The organism is Shewanella sp. ULN5 (assembly GCF_030731885.1).
Taxonomy (GTDB): Bacteria; Pseudomonadota; Gammaproteobacteria; order Enterobacterales; family Shewanellaceae; genus Shewanella; species Shewanella holmiensis.
Genome location: NZ_JAPJEE010000008.1, coordinates 47067 through 62323, shown reverse-complemented (window position 1 = coordinate 62323; position 15257 = coordinate 47067). Strand labels below are relative to the sequence as shown.

The 15257-nt window shown below is 41.1% G+C and carries 10 protein-coding genes; 3 read left to right on the top strand and 7 right to left on the bottom strand.

The window, feature by feature from the left end:
- Positions 1-184: 184 nt before the first annotated feature.
- The 3 genes from nrdG to rssA all read right to left on the bottom strand — a co-directional run bounded on the left by nrdG (position 185) and on the right by rssA (position 3973).
- Complete coding sequence (gene nrdG, locus ORI98_RS09585) at positions 185-667, bottom strand: anaerobic ribonucleoside-triphosphate reductase-activating protein (protein WP_306135082.1); 483 nt, start codon at positions 665-667, stop codon at positions 185-187.
- Positions 667-2784, bottom strand: a complete 2118-nt coding sequence (nrdD, locus tag ORI98_RS09580; protein WP_306135081.1) for an anaerobic ribonucleoside-triphosphate reductase — start codon at positions 2782-2784, stop codon at positions 667-669. Before nrdD ends, nrdG begins: the two co-directional genes overlap by 1 nt.
- A gap of 223 nt (positions 2785-3007) precedes the next feature.
- On the bottom strand, positions 3008-3973 hold the full coding sequence (rssA, locus tag ORI98_RS09575; RefSeq protein WP_261296882.1) for a patatin-like phospholipase RssA: 966 nt from the start codon (positions 3971-3973) through the stop codon (positions 3008-3010).
- Positions 3974-4399: 426 nt separating this feature from the next.
- Between rssA and ORI98_RS09570 the strand changes: the two genes are divergently transcribed.
- From ORI98_RS09570 to ORI98_RS09560, 3 genes are all read left to right on the top strand, one after another.
- A complete protein-coding gene (locus ORI98_RS09570; RefSeq protein WP_261296883.1) occupies positions 4400-5755 on the top strand; it encodes a DEAD/DEAH box helicase in 1356 nt (451 codons plus the stop codon).
- A gap of 66 nt (positions 5756-5821) precedes the next feature.
- Entirely contained in the window at positions 5822-6259 is a 438-nt protein-coding gene (locus ORI98_RS09565; protein ID WP_261296884.1) for a DUF3010 family protein, read from the top strand.
- 236 nt (positions 6260-6495) lie between these two features.
- A complete protein-coding gene (locus ORI98_RS09560; RefSeq protein ID WP_261296947.1) occupies positions 6496-6990 on the top strand; it encodes a M48 family metallopeptidase in 495 nt (164 codons plus the stop codon).
- 364 nt (positions 6991-7354) lie between these two features.
- Here ORI98_RS09560 and ORI98_RS09555 read toward each other — a convergent pair whose 3' ends face one another.
- The 4 genes from ORI98_RS09555 to sbcD all read right to left on the bottom strand — a co-directional run bounded on the left by ORI98_RS09555 (position 7355) and on the right by sbcD (position 15248).
- Positions 7355-8479: a YdiY family protein gene (locus ORI98_RS09555; protein ID WP_306135080.1), complete on the bottom strand. Its 1125-nt coding sequence runs from the start codon at positions 8477-8479 to the stop codon at positions 7355-7357.
- A 215-nt stretch (positions 8480-8694) separates the two neighbouring features.
- Positions 8695-9987 (bottom strand): peptidoglycan DD-metalloendopeptidase family protein, encoded by a 1293-nt coding sequence (locus ORI98_RS09550; RefSeq protein WP_371931145.1) that lies wholly within the window; start codon positions 9985-9987, stop codon positions 8695-8697.
- A gap of 291 nt (positions 9988-10278) precedes the next feature.
- Positions 10279-13974 carry an AAA family ATPase gene (locus tag ORI98_RS09545; RefSeq protein WP_306135079.1) on the bottom strand — a complete coding sequence of 1232 codons (3696 nt, stop codon included), beginning with the start codon at positions 13972-13974 and terminating at the stop codon, positions 10279-10281.
- A complete protein-coding gene (sbcD, locus tag ORI98_RS09540) occupies positions 13974-15248 on the bottom strand; it encodes an exonuclease subunit SbcD (protein ID WP_306135078.1) in 1275 nt (424 codons plus the stop codon). Before sbcD ends, ORI98_RS09545 begins: the two co-directional genes overlap by 1 nt.
- Positions 15249-15257 lie beyond the last annotated feature (9 nt).

Below are 15257 nucleotides of genomic sequence, written 5' to 3'. Positions count from 1 at the left end.
ATGCAAACCATTAGATGCAAAATCAGTGAATGGCGTTATGGTGTTTGGAATAGCCGTTGGGCTGATTTATGAAGATAACACTAAAAACTATAGTGTGTGTAATATACTCATATTATGAGTATTAAATAATATTTAAATGAATAATGGAGCCAACATTGTCAATGCCTAGACTGTTTAATTTACATCAATGGGATGCTGAAGATTTTGGAAAAGTATGAATAATTTGATTTGCGCTGCCCCGCCACTTCAATGACGGATCAGCCAAAGCCTGTTCAAACTTGCCATCAATCAAGACATCAACCAAGGCCACTATCGCAGCTTGTTCTACAGATAACTCGTCCATTTGATAACCTGTCCATAACCAAATGTCTTTTCCGATACACTCTTTTTTGACTCGATGAATCAATTGCAGCACGGCTGAAACATTGGCAGGATGGAGAGGATCGCCACCACTTAGCGATAAACCTCGGCGACGAATGCGAGTATCATTTAAATCAGCAATAATCTTGTCTTCTAACTGCTGGGTAAATTGATAACCCGCATCTACACGCCAGGTAGACTGGTTATAACAGCCCTTGCAAGCATGATTGCAGCCGCTAACGAACAAGGTACATCGTGTGCCCTCGCCGTTAACAACATCAATACTGTGATAAGCGCTATAAAACATTAGATGTGTTTCACCCGACGTTTAACCTCTTCCTGCTTACCATAGTTAAACGGTCTCGCATCTGGACTGCCAAGATATCCACACACACGGCGAGTTACGGAAACTCGGCTTGGCTCGTGGTTACCACATTTGGGGCAAACAAAGCCTTTACTGGTACAATTAAATTCCCCTAAAAATCCGCAATCATAACATTCATCAATAGGGGTGTTAGTGCCGTAATAAGGCACACGGCTATAACTGTAGTCCCAAACATCTTCAAGAGCATCAATGTTATGTTGCATATTTGGATATTCACCGTAGCAGATAAACCCGCCATTGGTTATTTCAGGATAAGGTTGTTCAAAATCAATTTTATCAAACGGATTCACTTTCTTTTCAACATCTAAATGGAAACTATTGGTGTAGTAGCCTTTATCGGTTACCCCTTTTATCAGCCCGAACTCTTTAGCATCTAAATTACAGAAACGGCTACATAGGTTTTCACTCGGGGTACTGTACAGACTAAAGCCGTAGCCAGACTCTTGCTTCCATAGTTCGGTTTTTTGTTTTAAAAACGCCACAATCGCGATCGCTTTTTCACGTAAAAGTTCATCATCGAATACATGAGTTTCAGTGCCATAAAGCGCATTAATGGTTTCGTGCAAGCCAATATAGCCTAATGAAATAGATGAGCGGCCGTGTTTGAAGATTTCACTGATATCATCATCCGCCTTTAAGCGAACACCACAAGCGCCTTCCATATACAAAATCGGTGCAACACGGGCTTTCACCCCTACTAAGCGGGCAATACGTGTATCTAAAGCGCTTTTAGCAACCACTAATCGTTTTTCCAGCAGAGCATAAAACTGGCTTTCATCGCCTTTGGCTTCTATTGCGATGCGCGGCAGGTTTACACTTACCACACCTAAATTGTTGCGTCCTTCATGTACAAGTTCACCATCTTGTTCAAATGTGCCTAAAAAGGAACGACACCCCATAGGGGTTTTAAAGGAACCCGTCACTTTTTCAACTTGTTCATAATTCAAAATGTCAGGGTACATGCGCATACTGGCACAGGCTAGCGCTTGGCGTTTAATATCATAATTTACATCAGCAGCTTTATGGTTTACGCCATTTTTAATGGCAAAAACTAATTTGGGAAATACCGCCGTTTTACGATTTTTACCTAAGCCGGCCATCCGCACAGTTAAGATAGATTGCTGAATTAAGCGCGACTCCCAACTGACCCCGAGACCAAAGCCAAAAGTAACAAAAGGCGTTTGACCATTAGCCGTGTGCAAGGTGTTGACTTCATATTCAAGCGATTGAAATGCATCATGACATTCTTTTTCAGTTTGTGCAGAAGCAAAGGCTTCGGCGTCATCAATACACCATTTTTTACCTATTAGTAGATGTTTTTGATAACTTTTCTGAACAAAAGGAGCTAAGACTTCATCAATGCGATTAATGGTCGTGCCGCCGTAAATATGGCTAGCTACCTGGGCAATAATTTGAGCAGTTACGGCTGTCGCCGTTGAAATCGATTTTGGGGTTTCGATTTCAGCATTACCCATTTTAAAGCCTTCAGTCAGCATGCCCGCTAGATCAATGAGCATGCAATTAAACATCGGGAAAAATGGCGCGTAGTCTAAGTCATGGTAATGTAACTCACCGCGTTCATGGGCAATGACCACATCTTTTGGCAATAGATGTGTTTTGGCATAATGTTTTGCCACAATGCCTGCAAGTAAATCACGCTGCGTCGGAATAACCTTAGCGTCTTTATTGGCATTTTCATTCAGTAGGCTGCTATCGCTTTGTTCAACTAAACCTCGTATCTCGCGATTTAGCTTACTTTTGGTTTCGCGACTGACATCACGGTCATGACGATATTCAATATAATGACGGGCAACAGATTTAAACGGGCCAGACATTAAGATATTTTCAACCGCATCTTGCAGTTGATGAATATCCACTTCCGCCTGTCCTATAAACTGCTTTTCGACTACCGCGGCTAAAGTATGTGCATAATCGCTGTCTGATTGCCCTGCAGAGTCCATTGCTGCGATAACAGCTGCTTCAATTCGACTTGCATCAAATACTGTACGGCAACCGTCCCGTTTAATAACAACCAACATGATTTATTCTCCTTTAGCGCCGCGTAAACTACATATCGACATAAAAAACACACATAACACTATATGTTGTGTATTAAGCGCTAACTAATCATCAGGCGCATTGATCTGGATCATCATTATTTACGCTAAAGGAAAGCAAGATAAATTTGTGCGACTCACTCCAGCGATCATAGTTTTGCCACTTGACCGCTGAAGTAAAACTGACTATTACACGGATGATAAATTAATTTTTAATCGATGCATTGATTAAATGCGCGATATCTTCAACTGCTTTTCTGCCCGCTGCAATGGCTTCTTCGGCGCGGTGAAATTCCATCGTACCTATATCTGTCACGTCTGGAATAATACAAATATCTGGCGGGTCACCCATCAGCCGCGCCCGTTTATGTCTTTGCTCTAAAATATCCATAGATTGAGACATCACTGCCAACATCCCGGGGTGAGACTTACTGCCCATTGCAAACTTGTCGGTTAGACTGGCTATATAATCTTTGCCCTTCCCCAGCAAATCCATAAATCCAGATTCTTGTTGTTCAGTTTGAGCCACTGATTTTTCAACCACTGGCGATTTTTCACTATTAATTTGCTGCGGCAATATCTGTAGCTGGGTGCGCCGATAACCGTTCAAATCGACCGCAATCACAATATCAACGTCAAGTGCCCTGCACAAAGACACCGGCACAGGGTTTACCACAGCGCCATCCACCAACCATCTGCCAGCTTGCTGAACTGGAGGTAAAAATCCTGGCATTGAACAGGAGGCCCGAACTGCATGCCTTAATGGACCTTGCCTAAACCAAATTTCTTGGCCAGTATACAAATCGGTGGCAACTGCAGCAAAAGGTTTGGCTAAACTTTCGATATCGATAGCACCAATGCGTGCAGACATCACATCAAACACTTTCTCGCCGCTAATTAAACCGCCTTTTCGCCAACTGATATCCATTAAACTAATAATGTCCCAACTTGAAAAGCCACATACCCAATTTTTTAATTCCGCTAGGTTATCATTAGCATATGCAGCACCAACAAGTGCGCCAACAGAACAACCAGCAACTTTGTCAGGATAAACGCCCAGTTCAGCCAGCCCTTCTAGCACGCCAATATGTGCCCAGCCTTTCGCAGCACCACTTCCTAAGGCAAGCCCTACTCTTGGCTTTGTTTTGGGTGAATGATGAATCGCTACCATGTATTTAAATTCCTTTGGGATGACGTTAGCTTAAATGTAGGATTTTATTATCAAACATCTGAATTCCAACATCTTGTATAATAATGCTCAAACGATTGATTATGGTTCACTCAATCGACCTGACAATTATCAGCGCTTATGTTAAAACGCATGGAAAAACGCTAACTTAAACCATGTTTGAAACAATTCGCGCAAATGAGAGATAACCTTAATATCAATCTTAAAAGTGAATTAAATCTTAAATAAACGCCCAGCGCCGTTTTTTGTTATCACCGGCAATCCTCGCCATAAAAAGTCATTCCACTCCCAATTGACTAGAACTCTGCTTTTCAAATCAATTCATAGCATAAACAAGCAAGCTGTTATTGGCTATAGCCAGTATATACAGCTATAATGTCGGGCTATTATTTTTTAGGGGATCCACCTTTGCAGTTTTCTGATTTTTCGCTTGATAAACGCTTGTTAGACAGTTTGAAGCACATGGGTATCACTACCCCCACAGAGATCCAAGAACAAGCCTTACCTATTGCCCTTGCGGGTAAAGATTTGATGGCGTCATCGAAAACTGGCTCGGGGAAAACCTTAGCATTTTTATTGCCAGCAATGCAGCGGATCATTTCGACCAGAGCGCTGTCGAAAAAAGACCCTCGGGTACTCATTTTGTTGCCTACGCGTGAACTTGCACAGCAAGTATATGGCCAGCTTAGGTTACTGGTGGCTAACACTCAGTACAAAGCCATGAGTGTACTCGGCGGTGAAAATTTTAATGACCAAGCTAAAGGCCTAGCACGTGAACCGCATTTTATTGTGGCCACACCGGGACGAATTGCTGACCATCTACAACAACGGCATTTATTTTTAAATGGCTTAGAATTACTGATCCTTGATGAAGCTGATCGCATGCTAGACCTAGGTTTTGCGCCGCAATTGAAAGCCATCAATGATGCTGCTGACCATAAACGTCGTCAGACATTAATGTTTTCAGCCACGTTAGATCATCAAAGTATCAATGACATTGCCACAACGCTTTTGAATAACCCAAGTCATGTTGCCATTGGCGCAAGTTATGCCGAACATAAAGACATTGAGCAAAAAATGCTGTTTGCTGATCACTTAGATCACAAACAGGCTTTACTAAGCCACCTATTGAAGCAGCCTGAAAACAAGCAAACAATTGTGTTCACTGCAACCAGAGCGGATACCGAGCGCTTAGCTTCTTTACTTGCTGAACAAGGTTTTTCAACATCGGCTTTAAGCGGTGAATTAAAGCAATCGGCACGTAACCAAATTATGGATCAGTTCAGTAGAGGTCAGCAGCAAATTCTGGTTACGACCGATGTCGCATCTCGTGGTTTAGATTTAATTAACGTGTCATTAGTGGTTAACTTTGACATGCCAAAATTTGCCGAAGAATATGTGCACCGCATTGGCCGCACTGGCCGTGCTGGCGCAAAAGGCGTCGCAGTTTCTCTTGTAGGCCCTAAAGATTGGCAAAGTTTTTTACAAGTACAGTCATTTTTACGTAAAAACTTTGAGTTTAGCGCCATCGACGGCTTACCGGCTAAGTTTTCAGGGCTAACTAAGCAAGCAAGTACTAAAGCCGTTAACGCTAAGCCTAAGGCTAAATCCGCCACCGCAGCTAAAGCGAAGCAAAAGCCTAAGGCTGCTCCGAAGCGCGATAAAAGATTTATTACCGGTGTTGATGTGGGTGATGCCCCTATGCGCCGTAAAGCCAAACCACTGCCGATTATTGAACAAGATAACAAAGATAGTGAAGATTAATAGTTAAGTGATTGAGACGGTTAAACCCCGTCATCATTTGAATAGTGTGTAAGAGTAAGGATTAACATGAAAGTTTGTGGTGTAGAGTTAAAAGGTGGCGAAGCCATCATCAGTTTATTAAGTTATGAAGGCGAAACCTTCAACGTACCAAGTTGTCGTAAGGTGTCTTTTGCGGTTTCAGATTCAGCCTCAACGGAGTCAATTCGTGATTTTCATTTTGCGTTTCATAAGCTAATGGAAGATTACAAAATTGATCAAATTGCCATTATTGAGCGTGAACAAAAAGGTAAATTAGCGGGCAGTGCTACTAGCTTTAAATTAGAAGCCGCTATTCAATTAACTGAATTACCTGTGGTGATGATTTCGCCTGTCACGATTAAAGAGCAACTTAAGCGTAATCCACCGCAAGCAGATTTTGATTCATTAGACTTAAAACGGGTACAACAAAATGCGTTTGAGGTAGCCTATGTACATCATAACCGTTTAATTTTCGGTAAAGTCTAACTAAGCAGCAATCTGCTTATCGACCACTGAAGATGTGTGCGCTATTAACAGCTAAACATTGTTATTAGCGCAAAATTTGTTTGAAGCCTTAGATTATGCCTATCACTAAAAAAACCGCTAAAGCCCCACCCAAAATGCCGTTGAAATCACCTAGCCAATCTCTTAAGCCTAAAATGGACATGAGTCAGCTAATCACCAGTGATGATATTAAAAAGCAGCAAAGTGAACGCAGTCCAATGCGTTATTTATCGGGCTATAGACCTGAAATTGTTAATCAAATTCAATCATTAGTGGACAACAACAAGCTTGCTGAGCATTTTTTACAGCGCTACCCTAGAATCCATGACATTCGCACAGACAAAGCACTTTATGATATGGCGATAGCAATTAAAAATGCACATATGCGTCAATCCGATCCCTTAGCTAAGGTCATCTTTGATGACAAAATTAACTTAAGTCACCATGCCCTTGGCTTACATTCCTATGTAAATAGACGTCAGGGGAACAAAGTAAAAGCCAAAAATGAAATTCGAATCTCATCTCGCCTAAAGCACACGCCTATTGAATTACTACAAATGGTAGTCGTGCATGAACTGGCACACTTACGTGAAAAAGAGCATAACAAAGCTTTTTATCAGTTATGTACTTTTATGCTGGCAGATTACCACCAACTTGAATTTGACATGCGAGTCTGGTTAGTTGCTGACGAAGTTGGCCAATCGCCTTATTAACTAACCAGAACTCTGGATAACAACTTGCTTTCTAGAGGCTATTTTTTACTGATAACTGTGCTAAATTTATTTGCAATAGGCCAGCTATTGACGCACAAATTTGCCTTGTTCTAAGAAAAAATATCTCTCTAGAATACATGGCTTAGATATATGTTATTTAATTTCATAAACTTAGCCAATCTCTTATCCAGAGTTCAGGTTAACGAAGGTCATAATGCGCTTACAAAGTGCATAAACCCATCGCTCTCTGATTAGCTCGTTAAGATAAAGACACCAAACATCTTTGCAAGGTGCAAGTTTCTCACTCAGTGCCTACGGGTTGTGATTTCAATCTAGTTTACAGAGACTATAACCAGTGTTGAGATTAAATATCGACCCCAAAGCCAATAATAAGCTGAAAATCATCTCTCTCCGGAACCTGGCCATCAGTCTCAGCTCGAGGGTTACTGCTTCTGTCCCATACTAATGACAGGTCTAGATCAAACATATCGGTTAACTCTACGACAATTCCGGTAACGGCATGATGAGTATAACCGCCAGAATTTTGATTACCCAATTGCATGCGATAATCAGCATTGAAATCAATCGAGTCGGTCAGCTCAGTACTAAAAGTAGTGTCGACAAACAAAGTGCCACTACTTTCATTATCATCCTCGCCTAACTCAACCTCTTTAAAATTCGTCATGGTATAAGCGGGACCACCACTGATACTCCACTCGGTTTTGGCCGTATCAATAATACTATAACCGACACCCGAACCTAGGGTGATTCTAGATGAAATATTCATAAAGGGATCGGTATAGTATTCAACAAATACTGGTCGTAAGAAGAACTGATTAGATAAAAACCAATCGAAAAAGCTGTTTACACGGTGATTATTAGTGGTTTTCTCGTCGCCGGATTTACTGTAATTACCCAGATAATCGGTCCTAAAACGTGATTCAGTGGTTCTACGGATCATTCTAGCTTTAGCTGAGTAATCAATTTGGTCATTATTGCCAGAGCGCAGATTAGCCCCTAAAGACATAGTACTCGACCAATAATTGGCTTCATGCGGCTCACCGGCAATAATAGTAATGATATCATTAAGATTAAATACCACGCCATCAAGATAGCCATGACCATCTTGGATCAACAAACGCCCACTACGAGTAGATAAATCGGAAAAGCCAATGCTCACTGCCCCGCGACTTTGCAACACAATCACATCTTCCCAGTCGACAATAAGCGTACCAAGTTGATCACTCTTAAACTCTAGCTTATTGCCATACAGATGTTTAATTTTGCCTTTAAGCAATTCATTGCTGTTTAACTGTAGCCAATCATACTTATCGCCCACAGGTACTCGAACCTGCATCGGAGTAAATTGGTGCTCAACGTTTTGTTGTTCTGTTAGCGCTTGTGCTACCGCATTGAAACAAATTAAATAGCTACAGAAAGTAAAAGCGAACGGTTTAAAGGTTCGCTTTACATTTAAAAAGCGGATCATGTAAGTTTTCCATTGGCTGCAGCTAACCTGTAAGCTGCAATTAAGTGATAATCGGTTGATATTTTAAAGCCTAGCACCAGCTTAAACAACTGCTAGAAGCTAGCATATCAGCTGAATTTGATGATGTTAATGAGTAAGATAACGGACTTATTTTAAGCAAAAAAAACTGCAGCTATTAGCTGCAGTTTATTGGAATAAGTCAGTTAAATAATAAACTAACCAAGTTCCATCATCATTTTTCGACTTCTTACGATAGATTCAAATTCAGATAATTCTTTTTTGGGTAAGGTTTTTGCTTCTGCAATATTGGCTTTCATTGGATCAACCGGACGTCCATTAACATGGAACTCATAATGTAAATGAGGGCCCGTAGATGCGCCTGTATTACCCGATAATGCGATAACTTGGCCACGCTTAACACGTTGGCCTTTTTTCACTTTAAACTTGGATAAGTGTAAATAACGAGTACGCACTTTGTTGTCATGTTCAATGACAATGTACTTACCAGCAAACGCGTGGTTTGCCACTAAAGTCACGACACCTTCACCTGGGGCGACAACATTAGTCCCTACTGGAGTGGCGAAATCGGTACCGTTGTGAGGACGCACTCGACCAGTTATAGGATGCTTACGTTTTGGATTAAAACGCGAACTCATACGATAATTTTTATATAACGGCACACGCTGAAATGCTGGCGCTAAGCTTTGGCCTTTTTCATCGTAGTAGTTACCATCAAGATGTTGGAATGCTGTAATGTCTCTACGACCAGTGTGAATTTGAATGCCTTCAACATTCGTAGTACCAGTTGATTCACCAGCAATAAATTGATCATTCATCAAAACAGAGAAACGATCACCAGCGCGTAATTCACGAGCAAAATTTAATTTACTCTTTAATAGATTTTCAATTTTAGCAATTTCTGCAGCACTTAAGCCCGCAGCTTTTGCAGATAAATAGAATGAACCATTAATCTCACCGCCAACCACACGATTTTGCCACATACCTTCTATATTAATATCTTCAACTTCAAAAGAACCGTCTTCAAATCGGGTAAAAACCACTTGGTGTGCTGGGGTAAAATATAATTCCATTTTGGTTAGTTGGCCCTGGCCATCATCCCAAAATTGAATGCGGTTACCAGGCATTAACGTGTCTAATGCTAATACTTCTAAATCAGCTTCAAGCACTTTATACATGGTTTTCTGATCGATACCCGCCATTTCAAACAATTTACTTAAGGTATCACCTCGAGCAATAACATGTTCAAGAATAGGAGTCGGTTCATTAATGCTGGTATTTATCTTAGCTGGAGCGCTGATATTGGGAATTAATGAGTCAATATCGAGTGCAACTGGGATGCGTTTTGATGAAAACTCTTGTTGAGTCGGCCACAATATGGCTGCACCAATAACAAAAACACTCGCCAGTAAGACTTTTTTATGCAAATTGGGCAAGTTAGATAAACTTGCAGATGGCTTTTCAAAGCCCATAATTTTACTCGTTAGCAATCTGTAATCCACCTAAAAGTGTTTTGTTATTATTTATTGTTATTAATTTTCTGACTTTTATTGCAAATCTTATTGCGTGTTATCAATGTGTTAATGAAAAATTAATCAATAAAGTATTTATCATTAAAATGTATCGACAGATACCTTGTTCCACAATGATAAAATTTCATGTGCTCTGTTATATCAAATTATTGTCATATTACAAATATAAAATGTGGTGTTTTTACATTAATTTTTAGGCTGGATGCCACTATTAGCAGGAGATTGAGCCAGATCACACTCTAATTTTACTCAACTCATAGCAAACTGATTTTGTAGTTTACTTACACCAAGACCATTTATTTTATTGACTTTTATTTGTACAGCGATGCGTTCTTTCATCGCTTCAATATGGCTAATTACCCCAATCATTTTTCCTGATGCATTTAAATTATCCAGAGCATCAAGCGCCGTATCCAATGTTTGGCTATCTAATGTTCCGAAACCTTCATCAAGAAAAAGTGAGTCAATGCTGGTTTTATGACTGACAAGATCGGATAACGCCAATGCCAGCGCTAAACTCACCAGAAAACTTTCACCACCGGATAAGGTACGAGTGTCACGAATAGCATCACCTTGCCATGTATCTAGCACTTGTAACTCAAGGGCTTCAGTATCTTTGCGTTCCAACTGGTAACGGCCATGCAGTCTATCCAATTGTCGATTAGCTAACTCGACTAAATGATCAAGTGTTAATCCCTGAGCAAAACGACGGAATTTATCCCCCTTTTGCGAGCCAATTAATCCCTGTAAATAAGCAATATCATCATAATCTTGCTTAGCTAGGCTAAATTGCTCCAATAAGTTCTGTTGTTGCTGCTTTAACTCAAGATCTTGCTTTAAAGCGTGCTGACATTGCCATAATATTTGCTGCTGAAACTGCTGACGCTCAAGTAGCGTTTGCTGTTCTAAGGTAACATCATCTAAATGCATCGCATCAAACGCATGCAACACGCCTTGCTGTTGTAATTCGTTAATATTTTTAGCGGCTTGAGCAAATAGCACTTGCGACTCTTGTAATTGATTATCAAGCTGGCGTTTTAATGCTGTTAATCTTTGATGCTCTTCAGGCGTCAACAATGCACGTTGAAATTCATGTTCATTTTCAAATGGACTGACTGTTAATGCTTGATGCCAACGTTCAACCACCTGTTGATGGTCTTGATGCTCTAATTCAAGTTGTTGGCTCAATCCCAGTTTTTGGGTTGTTAAGGTTTGTATTTGAGCCTTACTTTCTTGCAGTCGAGCGAGTTTGGTCTGTAAATCACTTTCTTGTAGCCCCAACTCATGCTCGCTTTGATGCTTCACTTCATCGACTTGTTTATCAGCAAATAAATCCGCTCTTTGTTGCTGCTTTAATTGCAAATCCTGTTGCGTTTTAGTCAGCCCTGTTTGAGTCAGACTGATTTGTTCAGTGATTTGAGTTGCTTGATACTGGTATTGCTGCAACTCCTGCTCCAATAATGCCAATTGCTGACGGTTACGTTCCTGTGTTTGACGAGCATCTAACCATTGCTGAATATCTGCCTCAAGTGCGTATAGCCATGAAGCTATATCAGCCCATTCGGGGAGGGGTAAGTCACACTTTTGGATATGATTAATTAATTGCTGTTTGATGGCGCTTAAATTTGACTCAATTAAGTTAATTTGATGATTGTGCTTATCAATCTGCTGCAGCGCCGTTTTCAGCTCAAGCTGCGCCAACTGCAGTTTACTATTGTCGGCGTTTTGTCGCTGTTCCAATTGAGTCCTTTGCTCAATCACTTGGCTGACTGAGTCGTTAAGTACTTTCAACTTCAACATCACATCAGACAGCTGCTTTTTATGTTCATCCACAGTGGCAATATAATCAGCAATGGCTTGTTGAGATTGTATTTCATCTAAATCAAAACTCACATCCAAAGCCTGGCAGCAATCAATTGTTTGCTGACGGTATTGCAACAATTTGGTTTGCAATTCTTCGATAGCGCTTTGTTGATTCTGTTGAATATAAGTCAACTCAGCCAAGTCTTGCTTTTGCTGCTCGCCTTGTGTTTTTAGTCGTTCAAGCTCATCGAGCAACACCGCTTCTCTTTGCTCCGTTTGCGATAAGTCCAGTTTTTGATAGGAAGAAACCAAAGGGTGCTCGGTAGAACCACATAATGCACATGGCTCTCCCTCTACCAGTTTTGCCCGTTCACGAGTGAGATCTGCAATACGATGCTCTTGCTTAAGTAATTGCTGCACATCTTTCAATTGCACATTTTTATCGCTCCACAGTCCCCGAGTTTGGGTCAGTGCATTTTCTTTGCCTGCTATTTCAAGTTGACGTTGCTGGATAGCCTGCTCTGCATCAGCACAGACTTGACGTCCTTGGATAGAATCTTTGCTAAATTGTGCTAGTTTTTCACGTAAACTTTGTTGCTCTAATAGCTGTTGATATTCATTATGCAAGTCACTTTCGGTTCTACCCGCCAATAATTGACTGATATTGGTTTGTAGGTTTTGTTGCTCACCATTCAAAAGCGCCACTTGATCGCGATTAGCAGTAATGCTTTTTTGTACATCATCAATTTGCTGTTGAAGCATGTCCGACGTGTAGGTTTGCACCTCTATCTCAGCGCGATATTCCTGCTGGGTTTTAGCCTGAGACAACCATTGTTGATGTTGAGATTTCCATGCCGCAATATGCTGGGCAATTACCTGCCCTTGGGGAAACTGACCCACTAACGTCGATAAATGATGCTGATTTTGGTTAATATTCGCGATGGCATCCTGATTATCGATTAGCCGCTTACTCAATCCCTGTTGCTCTAATTGCTGTTTGGCAAAGGATTGCTGCTCACGTTCAAACTGCTGTGTTAGCACTTTAATTTCATGATCTAAAGGTATAATTTGCTGGTCAATTAGCCGCAACAATTGTTTATGTGAGGTTTTAGCCGCATCGACTGATAATTGTTGAGCAGTATAAGCCTGTTCATTTAGGCTGACCTTGATGTTTGCTTGTTGTAACTGCTGCCCAATGCCTTCAATTTGCATGGATAAATCAGCCAACTTTTTAGCTAAATAAGCTTGTTGTTCAAATATCGGCTTTAGCTGCTGCGCAGGTTCGCTATCTGCTAATTTTTGCAATCCACTTTGTTGATCAACAATCGCTTGCTTTGCCTGTTCAAATGCCTGCTGGCAGGCTAAATGGTGTTCAGAGGAATGAGTCAGTTGCTTGTGCCACTGCAAAAACTGCTTTTTATGCTCAACTTGCTGCTGCAGTTGTTTCAAGTCGCGGGTTAATGTTTGCTGCTGTGTTTCATTTTCTGTCACTTGCTCTGCAGTTAATACCTGAACATGATTAATTTGGCTTTCGAGTAACTGTAATTGCTGCTTGGATTGACTAAACTCCTGATGTACCCGCTCGGATATCAAACCATAAATTTCGGTACCCGTTAATTCTTCAAGTAGCTCAGCCCTGACATTAGCATCGGCGTTGAGAAATGCGGCAAACTCGCCCTGCGATAACATCATAGACTTGGTAAAACGCGCAAAATCTAATCCGGTTATTTTTTCAATAGCGTCTGATTTTAATTTTATTTGGCTGGCAATAATTTTTCCGTCAGCTATTTGTGCTAACTCGACTTGCGCATCCTGTAAGTTGCCATCAGCATTATCACGGGCACGTCTTTGGCTCCAAAATGCACGATAACCAACCCCTTTGACTTCAAATTCCACTTCAGCCAAGCACTCACTCGTGCCTCGGGTCATTAGCTCATTTGTGGATTTTGATATCACTGCTAAACGCGGTGTTCTATGATAAAGCGCTAAACAAATAGCATCTAAGATAGTGGTTTTGCCTGACCCCGTTGGACCAATAATGGCAAACAAACCATTTTCAGCAAATGGACTGGCAGTAAAATCGATTTTCCATTCATCTTTAAGCGAGTTAATATTTTTAAAACGCAGAGACAGTATTTTCATTATTTATTCTCCGCTTGCTGCGCTAATTCAACGTCTTGCTGTAATTGATCAAACTTGCTTATCAGCCGCTGTTTAAATGTTTCATCGTCAAACTGTTCTTGCATTAACCTGCGCTGAAAAACCTCTTTAACCGATAACTCAGACAAGGTTTCGTTGTGGCGACTTTGTATCGCCTTCTGGCGGAGCCCACGCGCACGTTTAAGTCGTAGCACTTCAATAGCTTTATGCTGCGTAAGCTCTACTATTCTGGATTGTAAGTCTGAGAGATAATCTTGCTCTGTCACCTCAATACTTACCCAAGTGTCATTAAATGAAGGCGAGAGAGTAGACTCGCAATGATCCGCAAACTGCGCGACCTGATCTGCTATTTGTGTCAGGTTTCCTTTGAGCATTTGCATCGGTTGAAACATTGGAATATCAAGGGTGTTAACCTGCATGTGGTTATCTTGCTGCCATTGCACTAACACCACACTTTTATTGGCTTGATTATCGTTAGACAGTTCATCAAAACTCAATGCAATTGGTGACCCCGAATAGCGAATATGCTCAGTTTTTGCCACTTTTTGTGACCGATGAATATGCCCTAGCGCGATGTAATCCGCTGGCGGAAATAAATTGGCATTAAAGGCATCTAAACTGCCAATATAAATATCACGCACAGATTCAGAGGTACTCGCACCAACCGTGGTTAAATGGCCAGTGGCAATAATGGGTAATGTTTTGCCCGTTACTGATTGATGTTGAATGTTTAATTGTGTGGCCTGATCGAAACTGGCCTGATAATAGTCAGCGATAGCATTGCCTAATTTGACTTGTTTGTCTTTAGCGCTTTCGCCAACCTGACTTTGGGTTAACTCTCTAGAGCGCAAAAAGGGTAAGCCACAAATAATAGCACCAGGCTCCCCCTGACGATTGGTTATCTCAAAGGCATGTTCTGCGGGTGTTGATAATGCACCAGGGATCACAAGGGTATTAAGACAGGCTAATAGCTCCTTTGATTCACCTAGCATAGACACTGAATCATGGTTACCACCTAAAATAATAAGCTGGCAACCAGATTGCTGCATTTGCACAATAAATTGATTATAAAGGGTTCGGGCATAACTAGGAGGTGTGCCAGTATCGAAAATATCACCGGCAATAATAAGCGCATCAACCTGATGTAGTTCAATTTGCTCCAGTAACCAAGTCATAAATGCTTGATGCTCAGCGGCGCGACTTTTACCAAAGAAATGCTGACCAAGATGCCAGTCTGAAGTATGGATGATACGCATAAAAAACCT